Genomic DNA, 23,602 nt, shown 5'->3' on the forward strand with positions numbered 1-23,602 from the left:
TGTTCTTGTTCATCTTCGATTCTCAGGTGCAGCCAGTGGTGGTGACAGCGGAGCTGTCACGGAGGAGTCATCGACGAAGGACGGCCTGCAGTGCAGCGCCGCGCCCCACAGGATTCCGAGGAGAACCGCCATGAGCACCATCGCCGCACCCATGCAGGACGCGCTGCCGTTCGACTTCGGCTCTGATGTGCTGGTCGTCAGCGCGCCCGTCTACGACGAGCAGGCCCGCCAGACCGACCGCGAGCTGTGCCAGCACTACTTCGCCGCATGGTGCGGCACGGCGTTCACGGCGGACGGCACACGGGCAGAACGCGCCCAGACCACCTTCGCGGACTTCCAGGCGGCCGCCCGCCGTCTGGCAGAGGGCTGAGGAACCAGCGCAACTGATCCAGGTTCGGCATCGAACAAACGACTTCATCAAACAGGAGGGGATCACCGTGTCCACTGCCACCACTTCCGAGCCCGACCTCGACGCTGAAGCTCAACGCGTTGCCGCCGTCCACCGGCTCGCCACGAGCATGGCCTTCTACCCGGAGCTGCGGCGCGCCGAGGCTCAGGCCCGGGTCCAGCTCGCGGCCGCCGTCATAGCAATGGACGAGGTCGAGGACCGCATCGCCGCCGGCGAGAAGATCCACTCACTCTACGAGCAGGCTGCAATCGAACGGGCCAAAGACGCCTACGCCCAGGCGCTGGCTGATCTCGTCCGCGGCGAGTCCAGCGTTGAGGCTGAACCGTCGACTTCCCAACCCATGAACCAGGAGCACTGATCACCATGTCCTTCCTCGAGAAGATCGGATTCGTCGAGACCGCCGAGCAGGAGGCCCAGCGCCTCGCGCAGTCGCCCGAGGGCTCGGCCAACCACGAACTGTCCAAGCTGCCGGTCACCATCGAGCAGTGGCCCCAAGACCTGCTCATCGAGCTGCCCTGGCACGCCACCGAGCGGGGCTCCGGCCACCGCGTCGTCGTGGTGCCCATCGAATACCGGGGCGAGGCCCGCACCGAGGGCGAGGAAGAACCCCGTCCTCGCAAGCGCCACGCTGGTTGGTGGAACTGCGCGGTCGTCGCCAGCGACCACCCCAGCTACCCGGTCGGCGGCTACCGGCTGAGCATCCCCGCTGCCGAGCTCGCCCGCGGCAAGCGGATCGAGCTCTGAGAGAACACATCCCACGACGAAGGAGCGTGAACCGCCATGCCTGACACGATGCAGACCACCGGCCGCCGCGAGCGGATCCTCCGGAGTATCGGCAGGACGCTCCTCGTCACGGGGATCGTGCTGAACGTCCTCGCCCTGCTGCCCGCGATCGCAGCCAGCGCCTGGACCGGCCACTGGACGGCGAGCGTGGTGCTCGTGGTCCTGTCCGGTGCGGTCTGGGCTGCTGGACTTCTGGGCCTGAAGACCTGGGCTGCCCGGCTACGCCGTCACAACGACACCCAGCCCAGCCAGCACCAATGACCAGTCGCCCTGCCTGATCCCACCAGAGCCCCGGCTCCTGCGCTCCGGCGCGGGGCCGGGGCTCTCGCTCTGTCTCTGAGGCGGGTCCACGCGCTGCGGGGCAGCGCCTGGTGTTTTGCAACAGCAAGAGAACCATCCCGAACAAAGGAAGAGCCATGACCACCCTGACCACGACGCGTGTCCCGCTCAAGCAAATGGACCCTGCGATGCTCGTGTTCGAACTCGAGCGGGAGATCCAACACCTCATGCCCGGCACCACGAACACGGAGCTCGTGACCCGCGCAGCTGCGACGGCCTCGTTCCTGCACCGGAAGCAGACCCGCTTCATCAGGGGAGACATGCCTCGCGTGCCGTACATCGAGCATCCGCTGCGCGTGGCGTTGCGCCTCCTGCGCTGGGGCGTCACCGACGCTGAACTGATTGCCGCAGCACTGCTGCATGATGTCGTCGAGGACTGCAGCAAAGAGCTGCTTGCTGCTTTCGGCCAGCCGGGTGAGGATCCCCTGGGCTGTCTGGCGCGGCTGTACGGCCGGCGCGTCTCGGTGCTCGTTGGGGCGGTGACCACCCCTAACGGCAGCACCTCCTACGAGGAGCACCTCACGCGGCTTGCCAACTCCGGTTCCCGGGCGCTGCTCATCAAGGCCAGCGACCTGAAGGACAACGCCGGTTCGATCCGGCACCAGCTCGGCCACGGCCAGGATTCGCGCATGTACCGCATGCTCTTCAAGTACATGCCGGCCGTCGAGATCGTCGGAGCAGGTCTGCGCCGTTCGCTCTGCTGCCCTGCGACCCAGCAGTGCACCAGGGCCGCTATCGCCGCGATGGAAGATCTCAGCCACGATCTTGCAGCCCTGTCGGCCGAGCATGGCATCGACTGATCAGCATGCCGCATGTCGCAAAATTCAGAAAGGAACCTGATGGGAAGCAGGCAGGTAACTCTCACCTCATGTGATCGCTGTGGAATTGAGACGGAGTCGGATGTTGCCCATGAAAATTCAGACAACTACGACCCGGCCGCCCACGTATGGCGGACATTGAAATTCCACTACATCCAGCCGTGGTTCTTCCTCTGTCCCGATTGCGTGAAGGCCTTCCTCAAATTCATGGCCATGGAAGCAGTGCTGCCGGTCAAAGTGATCCGCAGGCCCGACCGTGCCTGAACCAGAGAACCAGCACTACAGCAGAGACCCCACTGTCAGGAGCATCAGCTCCGGCGGCGGGGTCTCTTTTTTCTCTGGTCACTCCTTTCTCCAGCGGACCGGATACTCCGGCTACCAGCCGGAGCTGAAGGGCAAGCGCACGTCACCGGAGAGGATCCCGCCGCACAGGAACAGCAGTGCCGAGACGCCGATGAGGCCAACGGCGAAAGCCACCGGCCGGTCCTCGTAGATCTGCCGCAGCCGGGAGACGAGGCTCTGTGGCTTCTTACTGGTCTTGTTCGGGTCTCCTGCTGGACTCTTCCGGGTCTCGTCGTGGTCGGTCATGGGTCTGCATCCCTTCTGATCGGTGTGTGGTCTGGTACTGGGCGGTGGATGGTCTCGTCGAGGGCTGGTGCGGGTCCCGTCAGAGCCCCGACTTCAGCGGCACGACGATGTCGCCGACCATGAGCACCAGGCTCATCGACAGCATCGCCAAGCCGATCACGTAGGCGACCGGCAGCTGCCTGGCGACGTTGACGTGACCGGGATCAGGTCGGCTGAACCGCCGTGCCAGGCAGCGCCTGGCCCCTTCAAAAGCGCTGCCCGCGATGTGGCCGCCGTCCAGCGGCAGCAGCGGTATCAGGTTGAACACCCCGATGAAGAGGTTGAACGAGCCGACCACCAGCCCGAGCAGCGCAGCCTTGCCGCCGATGTCGAGGCCGGGTTTGGTAGATGCCGCGACCTCGCCGGCGAGCCTGGATCCACCGATGACCGACATGGGTCCGTCCTGGGCACGCTCGCCCTGACCAAAGATCGCCTGGGCGACGTTGTACACCCGGGCGGGCAGCTGCACGATGGAAGACACTGCGTGCCCGGTCATCTCACCCATGCGCTCCATCGTGTAGACCGGGCCGTGCCTGGTCACCACCTCGCGGGACTCCGGCTCGACACCGAGGAAGCCCACTGTCGCGGTCTGCTTCGGGCCGCCACCATCGAGGTCCCGCGGCATGGCGATCGTGTGCGAGGCCTGGAGCTTCACCTGCGTACCATCGCGCTCCACCTCCATGGCAGCGACGCTGTCGCCGTTGGCGTGGATCAAGTCCGACAGCTGTGACCACGAGGTGACTGGCTGGCTGTTGAAGCTGACGACCACATCGCCGGGACGCAGCCCCGCCGCCCGGGCGGGGGAGACCTGGTCGCTGTCTTGGCACGCAGTGCGCTTGGCGTCCTGGGGGATCACGCAGTCGGAGACGACGGAAACCGCAGGGCGGCCGGTCGGCTCGACCGAGTGCACGCCGTAGATGCCATAGACACAGAGGAAGCAGAGGAACGCCAAGGCGATGTTCACCCCGGGGCCCGCCACCATCACCAGGATCTTCTTCGCCGCGGGCAGCTTATAGAACAGACGGTCAGCGTCGCCGGGTTCGACGAGCTCGAACTCCGCCGCCCGGGTCTGCGAGACCATCTGTGCGAACAGGCCCGTGTTGGACTTGCGCAGCGTGAGGGGCGCATCCGGGGTCGCGGCGCTGGCTGCAACGAGGACGTCGCTGTGAGCTTCCTGGCGTGCCGGCGCGGCTGCTGTATCGGCTGGCACCTGCTCGCCGCGGGAAATCTGCTGCTCGCGGTCCGTCTCGGGCGGGAACATACCGATGATCTTCACGTAGCCGCCGAGCGGGATGAGCTTGATACCGTACTCGGTCTCGCCCTTCTTCAGGGACCAGACCGTCGGACCGAAGCCGACCATGTACTGGCTCACCCGGCACCCGAACTTCTTCGCGAAGTAGAGGTGCCCCAGCTCGTGCAGCGCGATCGAGACGAAGATCGCGGCCAGGAAGATCACCACACCGAGCGCGTACAGGGCGACCTCCGGACCCGTCACGGCGTGTACCCCTCATCGGGCTGGCTCTGTGCGATCGTCATCAATGCATCCCCTCGTCGTGCCTCGTCTGTCGATGCTCTATCGCGATAACAGCGAACATCGACTCGTATACGTCAATTCTCGCATGTCGAATGCCATTCAGACAGGACGCGGCATTGATGCCGAGAGATGCGAAGAGCCGTTCCTGATCCTCTTTCGATGATCAGGAACGGCTCTTCGCCCACGCGGACCCGGGTCAGTCCGAGTCACCGCGCGTCAGCTCAAGAGCAGCCGCCTCACGCTCCCTGTAGACCTCGTAGAGCGTCCGGCCCGCCGCATCGACCTGCAGGAACGCCAGCAGCGCCTGGTCGACGTCGATCATCCCGGCGGCCACAAGCGCGAGCTGCGCCTCGAGCCAGGTCTTCATCACGCGCCACGCAACACGCTCAGCCTGGGCCCGGCTGGTCCGCTCGGCGCGCGATCCCGCCTTCAGCCGGCCGGCGGCGTCCTCCTTCCGCAGCAGCGCCTCCATGCGGTCGACGCTGGCTGGAAGAGAGAAGCCGCGCTGACCATGCGGCGTCGCGAGCAGGAAGTCCAAGGAACTGGGCACGCCGGAGGCGTCGTAGTCGACGCTGATCCGGCGGGCCCCGTGCTGCGCGAGCAGCGCCTGCATCTCGGCGAAGGTCTGCGCCGCCGAGATCTTCGTGGAGTAGTTGACCGGCGCGGCCACGGCTCAGCTCTCCTGGTCGTCGTCCACCGGCACCAGCTCGCCAATGCCGCGGACCGTCCAGTCGCCGCTCGCCACATTGACGAGCGTGCAGTTCGACCCGGCGGTCGCCTCCGAGTCATACTCCTCGAAGACGTAGACCCGTGGCCGCGTGTGCACGCCTTCGTAGACGTCCTCATCGAGCATCACGCGGCCGCCGAGCTCGACGCCCTTGTGCACGACGACGTCGGGCGACTGTTCCGCCTCGTCGTCCCAGTCGACGGCGTGGGTCCCGGCGGCCGGGGCCGGAGCCCCGGCCAGCGAGCCGAGAAGCTCGGTCCGGCGCACATCGAGCTCAGCCAGCCGACCGAGGAGCTGACCCTGCTCGTCCTGCAAGGCCAGCAGCTCGGTCACGGCCACGGAGGGGCCAGGCGCGACTATCACGCCGCGGCCTTGCTGCGCTTGCCCTCGGGCTTCTGGATCTCGACGGCCTTCGCCGCCAGGTACAGGCCCTCACGGTTCAGGTGGCGCGAGTACGCGGCGTCGAGGTAGAGCACCGGGATGCCGCCGGCGGCCTTCTGCAGGACAGGGCGCAGGATCTCCTTGATCGGGCCCGAACCGCCGCCGTAGACGTACACCACCTCGGTGGTGCCGCCGACCTCGGCGAGGACGTCCTCGAAGCGTGCGCCGATCTCCTCGGCCAGGTACTCGGCCTCCTCGTCGACGTAACCCTTGGCGCGGTCAAACCTGCCCTGGAGGAATACGCTGGGCTCCTGCTGCAGGAAGTCGGCCAGCGCCTTGCGGTTCTTGAACCGCAGGTCCTTGTCTCCGCTGGTGCTCATGCGGTCCAGCGCGTTCGTCAGCGCGGTGCCGTAGCCCTGGTCCAGCGTGCTGGCCGCTTCGGAGTTGAACGCGCCGTCGGTGAAGACGGGGAAGTTCACGGTGCCCTCGCCGACGTCGACGCCGACGGTGTTGCGCACACCGACCAGCAGCTCGGCGGTGACACCCTGCAGGCGCGCGGCCTCCTCGGGGTCCGAGGCCCGAAGATCGTCCAGCAGAGCCTGCGCCAGCGGCGCGCCCTTGTCGGTGATCGCGAACTGCGCGGACGCGCCCTCGGGCAGGACCTGCACATCCTCAAACTGGAGGCGCACGGTGACCGGCGTGGAGAAGTTCTTCACGGTCACCAGGTGCACCGTGGGGTCAGCCGCGCCCAGGAGTCCCACGAACTGGGCAGCGTAGGCGCTGCGGCGCTGCACGTACTCGGCAATCGGCAGAGCGAGGCCCGTGCGCACTGAGGCACGCAGCTCGCGGTCCGGCAGCGCGCCGTGCTCGCGGACATAGTCGCGCAGGGCCTTGGCGGCGAAGACGCCCAGGACAAGCACCGAGCTCAGTTCCTGGTCAGCCTTCGAGCGGGATCCGACGACCTCGAACTGCGTGAACTTCGACCCCGGGGTGCTCAGTGCCGCGCGGCCGAAGGTGCGCAGGTCCGAGTGCCCGATCAGGGGAGTGGTGAACGAGGCGGCGACGCGGTTGTAGAAGTCGTCCTCCACCACGATCTTGAAGGCACCCGAGTCAGCCTCGGGCACCTTGGGCGTGGAGCGCGAGGTGCTCACCACGGCCGAAGGAAGGTCGATCGTGTCGAAGACCTCCTTGCCGTGGACCTCGCCGCGGATGACGCCCTTGACGTATCCGTTGCCGACGTCGATGCCGCCGGTGAGCTGGATGGTCTTCTCGGCGGTGCGGGTGTTGCTCATGGTTGTGTCCCTCTCGGTCAGGAAGTCGGTGTCTCAGGAAGTGCGGTGCGGATCAGCGGGTGAGGAAGGCATCCAGCCCCGAAGGGACAGAAGGCTCCTCGACGGGAACAGGGTGGGGCTCGCGGACGGGAGGCGTGGGCGGCGGCTGAACAGCCTGGGCTGCCTCGACGCGCTGCACGGGCTCTGAAGGAACAGCAACAGGCACGGCAGCCTCGTCACGGCTTTCGCGACTCTCGTGCTGGCTTTCACTCCCGTCACGGCCGTCATCGCCACGTTCCTCTCCTCCATGGGCCTCGCTGCGCCCAGGGTCCTGCTCGCCCTGCGGCGGGCGGCCGCGCCGGGGAAGCTGCTCGACGGGACGGTTGACCACGTCGATGTAGCCGTCGCGCTGGATGGACTCGCGGATCAACAGCTGGAGCGACCTCGAGATGTCGTACTGCTCGTCGAGCCACCGGTTCGTCGACTCGTCGGCCCGCGGGACGCTCCAGCGCAGACGGCGCGGCTCGGCCTTATCGGTCATTGCGAGCACCCCCTTGCGCCCTCGTGCTGATGGACACTGTCCTCGGTCATCGCGGCCCCCTCTCATGCGCGGTCCCCGAGGCGCTACTGCCAGTCGGGGACCTTTCGACTCATTTATCAGTCATCATTCTACTGGTCTTTCAATGGTCTCTGCAAGGACCACGCCAAGACCAGCAAAAGGCCACCAGCAGATCAGGCCTGCATCACCGTGAGCGACCCCTGGCCGCGGCGGGGCCCGTGGGAGCCGCCGGCAGGACCCGCAGAAGACCACGGGTCAGCCGAGGAACCAGAAGAAACAGGACTCATCAAGGGCTCACCCGGGACCGGCACGCGGTCCGCTGCGGACCAGCAGAAGACCTCGATCAGGCCACGGCACATTGGAGGGCGCTCGGTGGTCCCACACAAAGCACAGAAGCGCCCTCGAAGAGACCAGCAACAGTCCACCGCCATGAGCCGTGCCATCGCAGACCCGCAAAAGACCACCAAGGGACCAGATGTGCGCCTGAAGCAGCCCCGATGCGCGCCATCCGGCACTCAATGGAGTCCGACTGGCCTTTCTGGACCCTCTCGGGTCTTGTATGGGTCTTGTCTGTGTCCCTGTCTGGCCATGCTGGGACATAGATCTGTCCACTCCGGGACCAGAAGGAGTCCAGCAATCCGGGCCCCGATAAATGCCTGGAACACCCGCCGACGGCACCTCGAGGCAGTCCTGGGAACGCCGGCGGAGCGAGCGGAGGAGCTGTCGGGGCAGGGTGGAGCAGTTGTGGTTGCGCCTGTGGCGTCACCGATCCGCCCGGGGGCCGCAGGGAGAGCAGAGGGAAAAGGCGAGCCGGGTTGTAGGGCCCCGCATGGAGCGACAGGGCAAAGACTCCGCTTCCTTCCGTGCCTCACGGGCGGTGGGTGTCCAGAGGGCGAAAACCCGTGAGCCCCTCCAGGAAGCTGCACCTGGTGGGAGACCCGGACGGCTCGGTGACGCTGTGGAAGCTGCGGCTCAGGTGGATCCAGGAAGGCTGCGTGCTTCCCGGGAAAGCTCCTCTTCTGATGCGTCCACGAGGGACCGGCCGGGCGGTGGACGGCAAGGACTCGCTGTCGCTCATCCGTGGGTGCAGCTGCCACCAGGAAGGAAAAGTGACCGGCCCCGAACAGGCCCCGGCAAGAGAGGGCTGTGGGGCCGCCTCGGACGCGGTGCGACAGGTGCTGGCGCGACGTCGAAACACAGTGGGAACGACCCCCGCAGGCCGGTGCAACGAGCGCACCGACAGATCAGTGCAGTGCTGTCACTGCAGAGGTTTCCACAGCCTGACGCGACAGGTCGCGGGGAGTGGTGGACTGCTGCGCGCGGCGTCTGATGCGCCTGCGGCAGCAGGATGCACCAAGGGTGCAGACCGGGCTGCGCCCGACGTCGCTGACGCTATGTGTGAGGACCCGTACGGGTACCCGCTCGTGCCTCGCGGTGATGCGGACGATTGCACCCGTACGGCGTTGCAGCGGACGGCAAAAGGGCTGTACACCCAAAAGCCCGTAAATCCAGCGGAAACGACGTGACCCGTACACCCGCTGCGCGGATGAAGAGGGGGTGTACGGGTCAAGGGCGTACGGGTCGTTTCCCGTGATATTCCAGGCTTCCGCTAACGCTCCAGCCGTGGAATGGCGAAATGGCGGCAAGAGAGGAAAAGGGCATAAGGGAACCTGGCAACAGCGGTCCTGCGGACCCTCCGCTTCGCTCCGGTCTCTCGCTGCGCTTCGAGACGCTGTTGGTCGGCATAGCCGACAGGTTCCACCGCTCGCTTCGCTCGCCGGTCCGTCAGTCGCTGCGCTCCCTCCGGCTATGCCCAGCGCTGCGCTTGAGTGGAGGACGCCCCCGCCTGCCCCGCCGCATTTGTCCACAGGTGGACGACGCGGCAAAGGGTGCAGCCAGGCGGTGGATCACCTGGCGCTGCGCACCAGGTTTGTCCGAGGAGGACGGCCCGTCGGCCGGCCCGCTGCGCGGCCCAGTCGGAGCAGTTCCCGACATGGTTCACCAGTGGGCCGTCAGGCCAGCGGAGCTGGCACGGGAGCTGGACCGTACATCGAGTCTCCGCGGACCCCTGGCGGGACCTGCACTCGATGCCCGACACCTGCATCCCGAGAAACAGAAGAGGCATCGTCATGACACACGCCCGGAAGGCATCCAGGTCCGCACGCCGACCACAGCCGCAGCTCTCGCCCTACGACACCGGAGCCAGGTGCGAGGCCAAGCCGTGGATCCCCTACGGAGAGCGAGTCACTGCGGCGACTCCGGCGGAGAGCTTTGGCAAGGTCGACTTCGACGATGAAGAGAGCGGCACGGTCTGCGTCGCCTACCTCGAGCGCGACATGGACGGTGGATACACCCTTCACGTCGCACCGCTCAGCGAGGACCGGAAGGTCCGGGTGGCAATCCATTACGAACGCGGCGTCGCCAGGGTCAACAGTGCCCAGGCGTCGGCAGCTGCCGCCTAGTGACCTGCCGACTGAGAAGGAACACCGGGAATCATTTCGGAAAACATTGCGGCGAAAGAGGACGCGAATGATGCAGCGACAGACGAGTATCACAATCCGGACTGCCACCGCGGCGGCCTCAGCAGGATCTATGCCGATAACCAAGATGACCAGCCGGGAGGCATCGCGATGACCAGTGGATTCAGCCATGCCCTGCTCGTGACCGGTTCCCGGACCTGGGACGCCGCGGAGGCCATGAAGGCGGCTTTGAACGAGGCCTGGAGAGCCTGGGGACCGTCTGCGGTCGCCCGACCCGTGCTCCTCTCAGGGCACTGTCCCAAGGGTGCTGACGCCATGGCCGAGCGGCTGTGGCGGGCTGCAGGCTTCGAAGTAATTGAGTTCCCGGCCGACTGGAGCGCTGAGCCCAAGGCGGCGGGCTTCACCCGGAACCAACGGATGGTCGATGCCCTCGTCGCCATCCGCGCCGGGGGAGCGCAGGTCCGTGTCGCCGCCTTCCTGGACCTTTGCAGCAAGTGCGATCAACGCACCGGCCAGCAGCAGCTGATGCCCGGAACGCCAGGGCACTTCTCACATGGCACCGTGCACGCCCGCTCCCGCGCCCTGGCTGCAAGCATCGAGGTCGAAGACATCATCCACCCGCGCCTGCCTCCGTTCTGACAAGTGCACACCCCGGACATGACAACAGCCCTGCAGCTGGTGCTGCAGGGCTGTTGATCCTTGATTCGAATAGGTGGCCGGAAATCTCTCCGGTATGGCCCGAAAGACTGCGGAAAGGGTGGGCTAGAGAGTCCGCTCGATGCCGTGTGCCTCATCGTGGGCCTTCATGACAGCTTTCGGAATGCGACCGAACTCGGGCACTTCATGACCGTTCTCGCGCGCCCATTTACGGATCTCCTCGCGTTCCTCGGGCGTCGTCTCGGGCACGAGTCGCTTCTTCTCGCCCTTCTTAGTGGCCTTTCGACCCTTACTGATGTATTCCTTGAGATTCTTCTCAAGCTCTTTGCGCTCTTCGTCGGTCAGGTCTATCTCGAACCAGGTGTCGCCCAGTCCGAAGGTGACTGTGGCAGCATCCGGCTTGCCACTGATGTCCGACTCCACAATATTTCGAATAGCCATGTCTTGAATGGTAGACGATCCGAACCACCTTAGAGAAGTCTTTGGGCACGCCAGAACGACAGATCTTTCGAATGCCTTCATCATAGGCCGAAAACGCTGCTATACCAGCATAATAAACCCGCGGCACTGCTAAAATCACACTGCCAGTGCGTGCCTTTCCCCACCCCTGTAAACCGACCATTCGACACGATCGAGAGGCCCCCACCATGACCATTCTCCAGACCGTCGACGACCATCCACTGACGGACGACGGCGTCGACCTGTTCGCCCTGATGTGCCAGCGCCGCGGCTGGACCGACGAATACCTCCGCGAGATCGAATCAGCTGAACACGACGAGCTCCTGGGCCTGGCCGAGATGGTCGAAGCCCTGGAAGACGCCCGGGCCGCCGGCCAGAAGGTCACCATCGCCCCTGACTTCGACATGGACGGGATCTCCTCCGGTGTGCTCGGCTACGCCGGACTGTCAGAGCTCGGCTTCGACGTCGAGCTGCACGTGCCCGACTACCGCCGCGGCCACGACCTCACGCCCGAGGACATCGCAGAGATCGCCGCGACGTGGCCGGACACCAAGGTCCTGCTGACCTGCGACGGGGGAGTGAACTCCCACCGCGGGATCGCCGCCGCCCGGGCTCTGGGATGGAAAACCCTGGTCACCGACCACCACGAGGAGCTCGAACCCGGTTCGAGCGCCGACGTCACCGTCGACCCCTGTCGGATGGACGAGACCTACGCCAACACCGGCATCTGCGGCGCGCACGTGCTCTATCAGGTGTTGGAGGCCTATGCCCGCGTCCACCGGCCGGAGAAGCTCTGGGAGATCCGCCTGCTGCGCCTGTTCGCCGGCCTGGGCACCGTCTCCGACGTCATGCCCGTGCTGTACGAGAACCGGCAGCTGGTGCGCGACTCGCTGTCCATCGCACGGCTGCTGTACGCGCCCGCGCCGCGCACGGTCCCGACCCCCTGGGGCTTCGACCCGGACCCCGAGGCGATCGACGTCGGGCAGTCGACGCTGATGCAGCTGCTGCGCGTCGACCCGCACCACCCGGCCTTCGTCCGGGCCTTCGAGGGCTTCGCGGTCCTGCTGAAGGCTTTCGGCCAGGCAGGCAAGGTCCGCGACATCGACAGCATCGACGAGGGCTTCTACGGGTTCTACCTCGCGCCGGCGATGAACTCCCCGCGCCGCACGGGCGACCCGCTCGCACCGTGCTTCGGCGTGTTCACCGCGCCTGACCAGGACTTGATGCTCGAGGCGGCACACCAGGTCATCGCGACCAACGAGAGCCGCAAGGAGCTTGTCGAGGTCCACACCCAGGAGCTCGAGGAGGGTGATCAGCCGCTGGCCCCCTGGGTCTACTTCTCCGAGGCCTACCCGGGCATGTACGGTCTGCTCGCCAACCGGCTGATGGAGCGCCACGGCCACCCGGTCGTCGTGCTCAACCGTCCCGCCGGGCCGGATGACTACGTCGGGGGCTCCGGCCGGGCACCGTCGTGGTTCGGCATCATCGACACGCTCGAGCACCAGGACGGCATGCGCGCCATCGGCCACCAGCAGGCCTGCGGCGTCAAGGTCGACCGGGCGGAACTGCTCGACGGTCTGGTCGAAGCATTGCGGGAGGCCACGCAGGTTGCCCTGCTGGCTGTCGTCCAGGATGAGCGCCGGGCCGACCTGGTCCTGGGCCCGGACCGGGACTGCGATGCTGGCGTGGACGACCTGGAGCCTCTGGTCGGCTTCGTCCGGCGTGTGGAAGCGCTGCGGCCCTTCGGCCACGGCTTCGTCGAGCCGGTGGTCGAAATCGCTGTCGAGCCCCTCGGGCTGCGGGTGGACCGGATCGGTTCCGATACTGACTGCGGCCATGAGCGCACCGACGCCAACCTGATGACCAACGCCCGCGGCTACCGCGTGTGCCGCCTGTGCAAGAAGCACCTGCGGCTGGTCACCAGGTCCGGGCTGTCCTGCCTGTGGTGGAACGTCGCCGAGGAGAAGGAGCCGGAGATTTCGGCTCTGACGCGGTCGGCCAGCCGCACCGAGGTCGGAACGCTGCGTTTCATCGCGAAGCTGCAGCTGAACACCTTCCGCGGCGAGACCCGCGTCCAGGCCGTCATCGAAGAGCAGATCCCCGCGTCTGTCTGACCACGGAAAGGAGGCGGGGATGCCCGCTCCACCCATCAAGTCCCGGCTCGTCTCCATCGCGTGGTGTGTCCTCGTGCCCCTCGGCGTGCTCGCCGCCTACCTGGGACTTGGCCTTGCCGTAGTTTCCGTGGTCGGCGAGCCCGTCCTGGGTACGGCGGTGCTCGGAGGCCTGGTGGCGCTGCTCGTCGGCGCTGCCAGGCTCTTCCGGCCCCGGTGGTTCGCCAACGCGCCAACGGTCCGACCGATGTCCGGAACACCGCGCTTTACCCGAACGGTGCTTGGGTGCCTGGCTCTGGCGTTCTTCGCCGGCCAGTCCCTGGCCCTGTGGCTCTATACCCTGGGCGGCTCGGCGGGATTCGATGAATCGACCCGAGCCAGGACAGACGCCGGTCCCGTCGTGGCCCTCCTGCTCGCACTGGTGGCAGCGCCGGTGGCCGAGGAGATGCTTTTCCGCGGCCTGCTCTACCCGCTGCTGCGGCGCAGGGTCGGCATCGTCGCGGCGGTGCTCGTCACCGCCGCGGGCTTCAGCCTGCTGCACGCCAACGTCGTCCAGTTTGCTGCCACGCTGCCCCTGGCGGTGCTGCTGGCGCTGGTCTACGAACGCACCCGCGTCCTGTGGCCGTGCGTGCTGCTCCACCTGGCCTTCAACCTCACGGCCGTCCTTGTCCCCGCCCAGCTGCTGGGCGCACTGGCGAACCCCGTCTCAGCGCTGCTGATGACCGCGGCGTTCCTCGCGTGCGCCCTGGCGGTGTACCGCATGGCGGCACCCGCGCCCGGGCCTGCACAAGACGACAGGGAAGCCGGCGGGGAAGAAGGCAGGGAAAACGAGCCACAGGCCGCATAGCGGCCGGGCTCAATGTGCAGGACTGACGCTGGTGCCCTCCGGGCGACCTTTCGGCCGTGGGCCGACGGTCGCTCCGGAGGGCCTGCTCTCGGGTGACCGGGGTGATCCGGTCACCGGGGGATTGGCTGAAGGATTTTCGTCAGCCAGACCTGAGAGGAGGTGGATCCACCATGGCAGTCGTCAACAAGTGCACGTATGACGCGCAAGGCCGGCTCGTGCGCCCCAGCGGCAGCGAAGTGCGCCGCGCGCGGTTCGCCAGCGACTTCGACACCGGTGAGAGGCCGACCTTCGATCGAGGGTCCATGCACTTCTTCACCATGAGCACCAGCGGCCGCACGGCGGAGCAGGCGCACGAACGCGCCCGCGAGATGCTCGCCCGCTTCTTCGAACGCGCCGAGTCCGTCGCTGGCTTCCGCAAGCTCGAGATGCGCCGGAGGCAGGGTGTGATGCCCTGCAACCGCAACGTCTCCATCACCTACGAGATCCTGTACGCCGTCGAGGACGGCCACCGGGTCCGTGCCCACATACCCGAGTCCCCCAATGCGGGATACCGGCGAGGCCGCAGCGCGGCCGCCTTCTAGGCGGTCGGCGCACCCAGGGCCTCGCACCAGCGTGAACGCGCAGAAAGGCCGGAGAGCTCCCTTCCCACGGGGATGCTTCTCCGGCCTTTCTGTTTTCACGTTCCTGTGACAACAACGCCTGGTGACGGTTCCTGGCCCTAACACCGATGCCCACTCTATCAGTGTCGATTCATCATGTGCAATGCAGTCGGCATCCCATTCCGGCGACCATTCGAAGGCCTGTCTCGAATCACTCAGAATAACTCGGAAGCCCGGTCGACCAGGACGCCGGACCCATCGCGATCGCTCCCGTCAGGGCCGTCAGGGCCTGATGCTCCGCTGCGCGGGAGGACGCAGCGCCGAGGTGTACCACATGTCGTGGTACACCTCCCGATCCCAGTGCTGGCCTGCTCAAACGGCGGGTCAGGCGACCACGGCCGAGGGAGTCTGTACCACGTGCCCGAGCGGACGTGGTACGCCGTATTGCCTTGGCAGATCAGCGTTTTCGGCAGGTGTACCACGAGTACCACCAGATTCCGAGCGTTTACATATGTGCGCGAAGGACGCCTCCGATCGGTCATCCAGCCAGTAAGAGCTCTTATCCCCATGCGCGTATATCTAGTCTTTATTTAGTGGTACAAGTGGTACAGGGGGTATATAAAGCCCGTCTGACCAGGGCCAACGCCTGTACCACGTGCAAATCTCCATGTGGTACACCCCGTTTGGCGAAGTCCTGAAATCCCCGACTGACCAGGGGAAACAGGTGTACCACGTCAAGTGGTACACCTTCCGATACCCATAGGGGGTATACCGGCTCGCTGCTGCAGCCGGATCCCGGCTCTGGAGGTTCCCGGCCGGCCGGTCGGAAGAACTCCCCGAACCCCGACCAGGGGGTCGGGCGGCTCACGCCGCCCGCGGGGGAGTGCTCGAGCATGAGAAGCCAGCGGCTCCGTGGGGCATACGCCCCCGGAGCCGCTGTTTCTCATTCCAGACCGCACGCTCTCGTCGTGTCGCCGTGACCTCCGGGTCTCGCGCGCGACCCCTCCGAGCCCCACCCGGGTACCACCCGGGACCTCTGTCGGACCATGAGTCGGCTATCAGTCGACTCGTTGCGAAAGACCATTCGGATGGCATAGAGTCGTGAGCACGTTCCTATTCGATTACGAGACCAATCGGCTTCCCACTCATTGCCGGCAGGTACTCGACGCGATCGAGAAAGACAGCAGCATGACGACTCCTGACGACCCAACGCCCGTCTTCGACGAGGACTTCGACACCCCCTCGACCAACCCTGTCGCCGACGCCTTCACCGAAGTCATGACGTACTTCGCCGACGGCGGCGACATCGCCCCGCAAAACGAAATAGTCACGCGCGCGACCGAGGTCTACCTCCAGCTGATCGACCCGTCGGACCCGCCGGCACCGCGCCTGCTCGAGAAGCAGCTGCTCGCGATCGTGAACGGCGTCTCCAAGGCCGAGAACAGCAAGACCAAGGTGGCTGCCGAGAAGCTGCCCCTGGCCCGGCACCTGACCTACTGGCAAGTGGCGCAAATCCTGTTGAGCCTGCACCACGTGATCCGCATCGCCCCCAGCGCCAAGGACACTGACCGCGAGTACGACCTGCTGGCGATGTACCAGGCCACCGGCCCGGGCCGCGGCACGTACACCACCAGCGAGGACGACATCCGCACCACGGCGCGCCGTTACAACACGCAGCTGACACTCAAGGAGTTCGCCGAGGTCCTGGCAGTACTCCGCGAGGACAGCCCGCGCCGGCACCAGTGCAGCCACAGAGACCTCATCGCCGTGAACAACGGCGTGTTCCACTACGGCCGCGAGGCCCGGGACATCCATGAGGGCGGCAAGGCCTTCCACTTCGAACCCAAGTCGCTCGTACCCTTCGACCCGGCACTGGTGTTCCTGGCCAAGTGCCACATCGACTACGTCGAAGACCCGGACAACCCGGTGATCGTCCACCCTGTCGACGGCTCGGTCTGGGACATCGAGTCCTGGATCCGCGAGCTCTCCGACGAGGAGGGTATCCCGGAGCTGCTCTGGGAGGTCATCGGCGCGATCATCCGGCCGCACGTCAGCTGGGGCAAGACTGCCTGGTTCTATTCAGAACAGGGCAACAACGGCAAGGGCACGCTGTGCTCGCTCATGCGCAACCTGTGCGGGCCACGCTCGCACACCTCGATTCCGCTGAGCGACTTCGGCAAGGACTTCGCGCTCGAGCCGCTCGTGCGCGCCAACGCGATCATCGTCGACGAGAACGACGTGGGCACCTTCATCGACAAAGCGGCCAACCTGAAGGCGATCGTCACCAACGACGTCATCCAGATCAACCGGAAGTACCGGATGCCGATCGCCTACCAGTTCTTCGGCTTCATGGTCCAGTGCCTCAACGAGTTCCCGCGCGTGAAGGACAAGTCCGAAAGCTTCTACCGCCGGCAGCTGTTCGTACCGTTCAACAAGAGCTTCACCGGCATGGAACGCAAGTACATCAAGGACGACTACCTCCAGCGCCGCGAGGTCCTGGAGTACGCCCTCTGGTACGTGCTCAACCGCGCCGGCGCAGCCGACCCGGGCAACTACTACCAGCTCTCCGAGCCGGTGGCGACCAAGGTGGTCCTGGCCGAGTACAAGGAGGCCAACGACCCCGTGCGCGCCTTCTGGGAAGAGTTCCGCGAGCGGCTGGTGTGGGACCTGGTGCCTTTCACCTTCACCTATGACCTCTACAAGGCCTGGTTCGCAGACGTCTCGCCCTCGGGGTCGCCGGTGAGCAACAAGCAGTTCATCACGGACCTGGTTGCGATCGTGCGGCCTGACCCGCTGTGGCACTGTCCGGACAAGAACAAGAAGATCCGCCCCGGCCAGATGATGGCCACCCCCGAGACGACCATCGCCGAGTACGAGCTGAAGAAGTGGATGAACCCGCACTACAGCGGCTCGGACCCGAAAAAGAAGTCGCAGCCGGTCCTTCAGGCCAACTACCGCGGCCTGCTCCGGCACACAGGTCCCGCCGCCCAGGTGGACGCCGACGACGAGGACACCACAGGAGAGGACTGATCCGACCATGCCCACAATCGCCAGGGCCATCACCGAGCTCGCCCGGGCGGTGACCGACCTCGCCAAGCAACAAGGCAGGGCGAGCACCGCGCTGGCCGATGTTGCCCGCGAACAGCGGATCACCAACCTGATCGTCCGGTCGCAGATCAGTGCCGACCCGGAGGAGAAGCGGCGGCTCGTGGCTGAGGCCTCCAGCCGGATGGACGCCCCGCGCCGCCGCTCTCCACACAACCCGATCGACTGAAGACAAGAACGGAAAACAGGACATGACGCAGCCGCACCCGAACGAACCGAACTGGAAAGACGGATGTGCAGGAGAGGGAGTCTCACCCGGAAAGGAATGCGCCGACTGCACCGGCCAGCGTGAGCACTTCGGCTACTCCCTGGTGGGAGGTCGATGGGCCCGCGGTGCCCGGCCGGTCCCCGCGCCCGTCACAAGGAAGAAGCGCGGCCTAAGGCCATCCGCGGCAGCGCCCGGCACCCCGACCAGATAACTGCATACCCCGGCCGTGACGGCCGGTGACGACCGAAAGGCCAGACACATGACCACCCAGCGCACCCCCGTCACAGCTGAGACCGCGCTCTTCACGTTCTACGACATCGAATCGCTGTCGAACGTCTTCACGCTGTGCGCCTACACCCCGCGGCCGGGCCGCGCCGTCCACGACCTGGAGATCTTCTTCCTGGCCGACGACCCGGCGCTGGTCGCCTCCGTCGACCCCCAGGCCCTCTACGACACCGTGATCCGCTCCAACCCGGGGCTGCCCGCGGTCAGCGTCCAGCTTTGGAACCTCGGCGGCGAACGGGGCAGCCTCCGGCTCGCCGAACTGATGGGCCTATCGAACGCCGACCAGGTGTGCAACCACTCCGACCCAGGCGGGTACCCCGCGGCGCTGCGTCCGGTCTGCGACACAGACCCCGAGTACGACCCGGCACTGCATCCGTTCCTTGCTGGCTACAACTCAATGAACTATGACACGACCATGGTCGCGCTCTACCTCAACGAGGCGTTTCCGGCCCCGGGCAGCGGTCGGCCGTTTCAGCCGACCACGGCCCGTACTCTGCGCGACCACAACGACCAGCTCTTCTCGTCCCAGCACATCGAGTACATGCCTGGCTACCTCGGCTGGGACGGGGCGGCTGCGAAGATCCGCCGCGCCATGCTTCACTCGGGCCGGCACCTGGACGTGGCCCGGCTGAACGAACTGCAGTCCAAGGTCAGCCTCAAGCGCCTGCTCGGGATGCTCGGCCGCCAGATCAAGGAATCCGAGAAGCTCAGCCATGACACGAGCATCGAGGCGGTAGAGGATCTCTATGAGCTGCTGGCCTACAACGTCTCGGACTGCCTTGGTCTGGCCCAGCTGTTCCGGCACCCGGCGTACGCGAGCAACTTCGATCTCAAGGCCGCTCTGCTCGCCCAGTTCACCGAAACGGTGTTCACCAAGAACGGTGCGGTGCGCAAGGACCGGCTGGCAGTCGACTCCTCATCGGCAAAGTTCGTGGGCCGCATCCTCGCACCCTACGCCTCACTGGATGACATCGAGGCGGTGTCCTTCGTATATCCGCACCCCGAGGTCGCTAAAGAACGCGGGATCGAGCCGGTCAACGTGCTCGACGAGTGCGCGCGCTTCTTCGAGGAGAACGTCGCGCCCGACCCGGCCACCCACTCCGAAGTGACTGCAGTCCAGCGCGAGGCCCACCGGCAGTTCCTGCAAGTCGTGGCGTACTACCGCTCGATCGAGGGGCAGAACTTCAACGACTCCGAGGAGTACCGCGACAAGTTCAGCCTTCCGGCCCGGTCTCTGCGCGATGTGCCCAAGACCCCGAACAACGTGCCGTATTTCCGGGCGGACGCCTCGCCGTCGTCCTGCTTCGCCACGTTCTCCACCGGCGGCATCCATGGGGCCGAAGCCGACCTGTCGGTGTTCAACGCCGACAAGGTCGAGCACAACGATCAGACCATGATGCTCATCCGGGCAGCGCAGGCCTTCCCGGACGCAAAGGACTTCGTGGCCGAGGCCAAGCGTCAGCACGCCATGCTCCGCCTGCCCGACGGCACCTTCGTCGACAAGCGGCTGGTCCTGCTGGGTTCGGACCCGGAGAAGGTCAAGTACCGCAAGCCGAAGAAGGACGACCCTGACCAGGCCGGGACGCTCGCCCGCGCCCAGGCCCAGGTGCCTGACCCGGCGGACCTGTTGACCACCCAGCGGCCCGAGGCGGAGGCGCTGAATGTCGTCCTGCCCGACGGCGGTGTCCTGGAAGGCAAGGTGGTACTCGCCAACAGCACGGTCACCAATGCCGCCTACCGCGATGAGCCGGCCAAGAAGAAGCCAGAGCTGTTCATCGCCAAGGAAGACGGCTCCGACAAGCTGCACCCGAAGTTCGCACGCACCTCGGCTGGCCTGGTGATCCACGAGGACTTCACCAGCTACTACCCGAACCTGCTGCGCAACATGCGGGCGTTCTGGAACCCCGAGCTGGGTGAGGACCGCTACGCGAAGATCTTCTTCGACAAGGAGCGCTACGGCCAGGAGATCAAGGGGCTGAAGAAGCAGCTGGCCCAGCTTCCGGGCGACAGCCCTGAAGCTGGGCGGCTGAAGGCTCAGATCGCCGGGCTCGGCGTGCTGCGCAACGGCACGAAGCTGATCCTCAACTCGGCCTCGGGCGCAGGCGACGCAAGTCACCGCACGCCGATCCGGATGAACAACCGCATCATCTCGATGCGCATCCTTGGCCAGCTGTTCAGCTGGCGGATCGGACAGGCCCAGACCCTGGCCGGGGCGCGGATCATCTCCACCAACACCGACGGCCTCTACTCGGTCGTCGGCGGCGAGAACGGATTCGACGAAGCGACCAACAACCGGGTGCTCGCCGAGCAGCAGGAGGCCATCGGCGTCGACATCGAACCTGAGCTGATGTTCCTCATCAGCAAGGACTCGAACAACCGCCTGGAGCTGGAGGCCCCGGAGCCGGGGCGGTCCGTGGCAGACAGTCCGATCATCGCCGCCGGTGGCGGCACGCTGGCCTGCCACGCGGGCCCGACTCCGACGAAGTCGCTGGCCCACCCGGCCGTGATCGACTTCGCCCTGGCCCGCTACCTGCAGACGGTGGCGAGCAGGGGAGAGTCGGCGATCGCGGAGCCCTTCGACCTGATGCTGGGCCGGAAGGTGATCGAGGAGGCGGTCCTGGAGGACGACCCGATCCGGTCGCTCCTGTTGTTCCAGAACGTCATCGCGGCCTCCCGCGGCTCGATCACCTACCCCTTCTCGGCTGCACCCATCGACCCCGCCGTGGGTGTGAAGTACAGCGAGCAGGGTCACGTGACCAACGTCCGCGACCCGCAGGTGCTGCAGATGGTCAACCGGGTGTTCATCGTCCGCGAGGGCACTGAGAACGCCCGGAGCCTGCTCAACGCCGGTGCCTGGAAGGTCACCGCGGCCAGCCAGGCCAAGCGCCGCGAGGAGGACATCGGCCGGACCAAGCGCGACCCGGTCGCGCTGGAGGTGCTGCGCCATCACGGCTGGGCCCGCTCCCGCGCCGAGGCCAGCGTGTCGGACGGGCTCGCCGTGCTCCCGGACGACCAGGACGTCGTGGTGCGGCGCATTAACGCCATCGACCCAACCTGGTCGATGGTCGTCGTCAACGACGACCTGCACCAGCTGCCGGCCGACCGGATCGAGCGGCTCATCGCCTCGCTGGACCTGGACACCTACGTCCGGATGCTCGAGGAGACGTTCACCAAGAACTGGATGAACGAGGCCGCCTGAGCCGATCGACCACAGCCCGCACAAGGGGGCCGCGCACGCCGCGGCCCCCTTGTTCAACTCTGTGCACCATTGTTAATGGTTCCGCATAGATCATTCACTTCGAGTCATAATTGAGTACGAAAGGCAATTCAGACTCGACACGACACGACCACGAGAGGCCATCATGTCCCAGTCAACACTCCCTGTCCGCTCCACTGACCCGGAGACCTCCTACGCCGCCGCCGTGAAGGCCGCGCTCGGCGCATCCCGCGTCCGTCCCATCGTGCTCGACATCGTCCGCGAGAAGGGCCCGCTCACCCACGACGAGCTCATCGCCGCTTACCACGACCGCGTCGTCACCAGCCTCGGCGAGGTGCCGCGCTCCTCGGACTCCGGCATCCGCACCCGGCTCAAGGAGCTCGCCCACCAGGGCCTGGTGACCGTCGCCGACGTCGACGGCTTCTCCAACTACGGCAATGCGGCCAAGCGCTGGGTCGTAGTCGACCCTGACGACCCGAGCTTCGTCTACGACCCGGACGCCATCGCTGCCTACATCGACGACGAGGACATCGTCGGCTTCGGGCACTTCCTTGACGGCGACGCCTCCGACGCTGCCGGGACCGACGAGGACTGAGCCCCCATGCCGAGGAAGAAGAACCAGCGGGAGAAGGCCGTCGAGCAGTACCTGCTCACGCAGTGCCGCCGGCACGGTCTGTTCTGCCTGAAGTTCGTGTCCCCGGCCCGCGGGGGCGTCCCCGACCGAATCGTCCTCACGCCCACCGGCACGGTCTTCGTCGAGGTCAAGCGACCCGGCGGAGACCTCGAGAAGCGCCAGCGCGTCATGCACGCCAAGATGCGCCGTTTCGGTGCCGAGATCCACGTCGTGGATGACGAGCAGGCCGTCGACGCCTTCATCACCCACGTGCTCGGTTACCGCCGGATCGAGAGCCAGCAGAAAGCAGCATCATGACCGCAACAGCCACGGCCGCGGGCCCGGAGACAGCCGCCCGCGACTACGAAACGAAAGACTCGGGATCACGCAGGGTCACCGCCTCCGGCATGCAGCGCGAGGTGAAGACAGGCCAGCCCCGCTTCGACCTGCTCGTGCCGCTTCAGGTGCCCTACCAGGACCAGCTGCTCACAAGGACGGCCGCGCTCGTGGAGCGTGGAGCGCGCAAGTACGACTCGCGCGACTGGGAGCAGGCCAGCACTGCCCCAGAGATGGAGGAGTTCCGCGCCAGCGCCTTCCGCCACTTCATGCAGTGGATGTGCGGCGAAGACGATGAGGACCACGCGGCTGCCGTGGTGTTCAACCTCCTGGCCGCGGAAAGCACCCGGACGGTGATCGCCCGCGGTGACGCCGGAACCCCGGAGGCCGCCCGATGAGCGGCCGCGTCACCAAGGGCAACGGCCAGGCCACCTCGGCCTTCCGCCAGCTCACCCGGGCCGACCTGGGCACCTTCGATCGCGAGGCCACGGAGCTCGTGCTCGAAGCGATGCGGGCCGGCTGCGTTGGGCGTGTCTCGTCCCGGGGCCACGCCATCCTACGCAACAATGCCGGCGAATCCGTCTCGGTGCCGCGCAACATGACCTCACCCAACCGCACGGCGCAGAACGCCCGTGCCGACATGAAACGGCTGCTCGGCGGGCACCGGGCCGATCATGCAGTATCCGCCGCAGACCGCAGGCCACGCGGGAAACGGCAGATGACCGTCGCGGTGGCCTTCGTGGAGCACCCAGCCGCCTTCTCCCGCTGGTTCGACGCCCAGCCCGAGGGCCTGCCTGCGGACCAGCTCATCGAAGTCTCGTTCGACGGGGCCGGGGAGCCGGCCTTCCAGGCCGTGCCCGTCGACGCGCCCGCACAGCCCGATGCACCGGAACAAGACCAGCCGGAGCCCGCGACGGCCCGGCCCACCCGCCGCCGGGGACACCTGATGATCGCGCCCGAGCCCGGGCAGGAAGCAGAGGACGACATGACCGCCGAGGCCAAGGAAGATTTGCCGTTTGCGACGCCCATACCCGATGCGGCCGTCGGAGATGCCTCTGCCGAAGCGGTGCTTGAGCGCGTACGCACCGCGCTGGGTGAGGACCCGCGTGTCACCGCCCTGCAGCGCAGGATCGTCGGGCTGGAGGCAGAGCTCGCCGCCCAGACACGCCGGGCCGATGACGCCGAGGTCCGCCTGGGCCTTATCCGCGAGGCATTCCATGCCTGATCCCGACTACCG

25 protein-coding genes are annotated in these 23,602 nt (G+C 66.4%); 18 read left to right on the plus strand and 7 right to left on the minus strand.

Going from position 1 to position 23,602, the window contains the following annotated elements; all coding sequences use genetic code 11:
- The first annotated feature begins 130 nt into the window (after positions 1-130).
- From EU811_RS13260 to EU811_RS13285, 6 genes are all read left to right on the plus strand, one after another.
- Positions 131-370 (plus strand): hypothetical protein, encoded by a 240-nt coding sequence (locus tag EU811_RS13260; RefSeq protein ID WP_071416402.1) that lies wholly within the window; start codon positions 131-133, stop codon positions 368-370.
- Between the two features lie 67 nt (positions 371-437).
- Entirely contained in the window at positions 438-767 is a 330-nt protein-coding gene (locus tag EU811_RS13265) for a hypothetical protein (RefSeq protein ID WP_142938846.1), read from the plus strand.
- A gap of 5 nt (positions 768-772) precedes the next feature.
- Positions 773-1,153, plus strand: a complete 381-nt coding sequence (locus EU811_RS13270; protein WP_021473549.1) for a hypothetical protein — start codon at positions 773-775, stop codon at positions 1,151-1,153.
- Positions 1,154-1,189: 36 nt separating this feature from the next.
- On the plus strand, positions 1,190-1,453 hold the full coding sequence (locus tag EU811_RS13275) for a hypothetical protein (protein ID WP_142938847.1): 264 nt from the start codon (positions 1,190-1,192) through the stop codon (positions 1,451-1,453).
- A gap of 155 nt (positions 1,454-1,608) precedes the next feature.
- On the plus strand, positions 1,609-2,331 hold the full coding sequence (locus tag EU811_RS13280) for an HD domain-containing protein (protein ID WP_142938848.1): 723 nt from the start codon (positions 1,609-1,611) through the stop codon (positions 2,329-2,331).
- Positions 2,332-2,370: 39 nt separating this feature from the next.
- Positions 2,371-2,613 carry a hypothetical protein gene (locus EU811_RS13285; protein ID WP_142938849.1) on the plus strand — a complete coding sequence of 81 codons (243 nt, stop codon included), beginning with the start codon at positions 2,371-2,373 and terminating at the stop codon, positions 2,611-2,613.
- Between the two features lie 111 nt (positions 2,614-2,724).
- On the opposite strand, the gene EU811_RS13290 is transcribed toward EU811_RS13285, so the two are convergent.
- The 6 genes from EU811_RS13290 to EU811_RS13315 form a co-directional block, all read right to left on the minus strand.
- Positions 2,725-2,937 carry a hypothetical protein gene (locus EU811_RS13290; protein ID WP_142938850.1) on the minus strand — a complete coding sequence of 71 codons (213 nt, stop codon included), beginning with the start codon at positions 2,935-2,937 and terminating at the stop codon, positions 2,725-2,727.
- A 79-nt stretch (positions 2,938-3,016) separates the two neighbouring features.
- Positions 3,017-4,471 (minus strand): M50 family metallopeptidase, encoded by a 1,455-nt coding sequence (locus EU811_RS13295; protein ID WP_202979321.1) that lies wholly within the window; start codon positions 4,469-4,471, stop codon positions 3,017-3,019.
- Positions 4,472-4,706: 235 nt separating this feature from the next.
- Positions 4,707-5,180, minus strand: a complete 474-nt coding sequence (locus tag EU811_RS13300; RefSeq protein WP_142938851.1) for a hypothetical protein — start codon at positions 5,178-5,180, stop codon at positions 4,707-4,709.
- Between the two features lie 3 nt (positions 5,181-5,183).
- Positions 5,184-5,576 (minus strand): hypothetical protein, encoded by a 393-nt coding sequence (locus EU811_RS13305; RefSeq protein ID WP_160147646.1) that lies wholly within the window; start codon positions 5,574-5,576, stop codon positions 5,184-5,186.
- A 20-nt stretch (positions 5,577-5,596) separates the two neighbouring features.
- Positions 5,597-6,910: a hypothetical protein gene (locus EU811_RS13310; RefSeq protein ID WP_142938853.1), complete on the minus strand. Its 1,314-nt coding sequence runs from the start codon at positions 6,908-6,910 to the stop codon at positions 5,597-5,599.
- A gap of 52 nt (positions 6,911-6,962) precedes the next feature.
- Positions 6,963-7,430: a hypothetical protein gene (locus EU811_RS13315; RefSeq protein WP_142938854.1), complete on the minus strand. Its 468-nt coding sequence runs from the start codon at positions 7,428-7,430 to the stop codon at positions 6,963-6,965.
- A 2,147-nt stretch (positions 7,431-9,577) separates the two neighbouring features.
- Here EU811_RS13315 and EU811_RS13320 point away from each other — a divergent pair.
- A complete protein-coding gene (locus tag EU811_RS13320) occupies positions 9,578-9,910 on the plus strand; it encodes a hypothetical protein (RefSeq protein ID WP_071416415.1) in 333 nt (110 codons plus the stop codon).
- A 168-nt stretch (positions 9,911-10,078) separates the two neighbouring features.
- Complete coding sequence (locus tag EU811_RS13325; RefSeq protein ID WP_071416416.1) at positions 10,079-10,567, plus strand: SLOG family protein; 489 nt, start codon at positions 10,079-10,081, stop codon at positions 10,565-10,567.
- Between the two features lie 123 nt (positions 10,568-10,690).
- Here the strand turns inward: EU811_RS13325 and EU811_RS13330 are convergent, their stop codons facing one another.
- Positions 10,691-11,026, minus strand: a complete 336-nt coding sequence (locus tag EU811_RS13330; RefSeq protein WP_056387574.1) for a histone-like nucleoid-structuring protein Lsr2 — start codon at positions 11,024-11,026, stop codon at positions 10,691-10,693.
- Between the two features lie 206 nt (positions 11,027-11,232).
- Here EU811_RS13330 and EU811_RS13335 point away from each other — a divergent pair, with 206 nt between their 5' ends.
- The 10 genes from EU811_RS13335 (at position 11,233) to EU811_RS13380 (ending at position 23,590) form a co-directional block, all read left to right on the plus strand.
- Positions 11,233-13,158 (plus strand): DHH family phosphoesterase, encoded by a 1,926-nt coding sequence (locus EU811_RS13335; RefSeq protein WP_142938855.1) that lies wholly within the window; start codon positions 11,233-11,235, stop codon positions 13,156-13,158.
- 19 nt (positions 13,159-13,177) lie between these two features.
- Positions 13,178-14,002, plus strand: a complete 825-nt coding sequence (locus EU811_RS13340) for a CPBP family intramembrane glutamic endopeptidase (RefSeq protein ID WP_142938856.1) — start codon at positions 13,178-13,180, stop codon at positions 14,000-14,002.
- 170 nt (positions 14,003-14,172) lie between these two features.
- Positions 14,173-14,583: a hypothetical protein gene (locus EU811_RS13345; RefSeq protein ID WP_142938857.1), complete on the plus strand. Its 411-nt coding sequence runs from the start codon at positions 14,173-14,175 to the stop codon at positions 14,581-14,583.
- A 1,119-nt stretch (positions 14,584-15,702) separates the two neighbouring features.
- Entirely contained in the window at positions 15,703-17,631 is a 1,929-nt protein-coding gene (locus EU811_RS13350) for a DNA primase family protein (RefSeq protein ID WP_200953126.1), read from the plus strand.
- Between the two features lie 7 nt (positions 17,632-17,638).
- Positions 17,639-17,875: a hypothetical protein gene (locus EU811_RS13355; protein WP_056387559.1), complete on the plus strand. Its 237-nt coding sequence runs from the start codon at positions 17,639-17,641 to the stop codon at positions 17,873-17,875.
- A gap of 298 nt (positions 17,876-18,173) precedes the next feature.
- Positions 18,174-21,398: a hypothetical protein gene (locus EU811_RS13360; RefSeq protein ID WP_142938858.1), complete on the plus strand. Its 3,225-nt coding sequence runs from the start codon at positions 18,174-18,176 to the stop codon at positions 21,396-21,398.
- A 163-nt stretch (positions 21,399-21,561) separates the two neighbouring features.
- A complete protein-coding gene (locus EU811_RS13365) occupies positions 21,562-22,011 on the plus strand; it encodes a hypothetical protein (RefSeq protein ID WP_142938859.1) in 450 nt (149 codons plus the stop codon).
- Between the two features lie 6 nt (positions 22,012-22,017).
- Entirely contained in the window at positions 22,018-22,347 is a 330-nt protein-coding gene (locus tag EU811_RS13370; RefSeq protein WP_071416422.1) for a VRR-NUC domain-containing protein, read from the plus strand.
- On the plus strand, positions 22,344-22,763 hold the full coding sequence (locus tag EU811_RS13375; RefSeq protein ID WP_142938860.1) for a dATP/dGTP diphosphohydrolase domain-containing protein: 420 nt from the start codon (positions 22,344-22,346) through the stop codon (positions 22,761-22,763). The genes EU811_RS13370 and EU811_RS13375 overlap by 4 nt, the downstream gene beginning before the upstream one ends.
- Positions 22,760-23,590 carry a hypothetical protein gene (locus EU811_RS13380; RefSeq protein ID WP_142938861.1) on the plus strand — a complete coding sequence of 277 codons (831 nt, stop codon included), beginning with the start codon at positions 22,760-22,762 and terminating at the stop codon, positions 23,588-23,590. Before EU811_RS13375 ends, EU811_RS13380 begins: the two co-directional genes overlap by 4 nt.
- Positions 23,591-23,602 lie beyond the last annotated feature (12 nt).

The organism is Arthrobacter sp. TS-15 (genome assembly GCF_006964045.1).
In the GTDB taxonomy this organism is placed as follows: Bacteria; Actinomycetota; Actinomycetes; order Actinomycetales; family Micrococcaceae; genus Arthrobacter.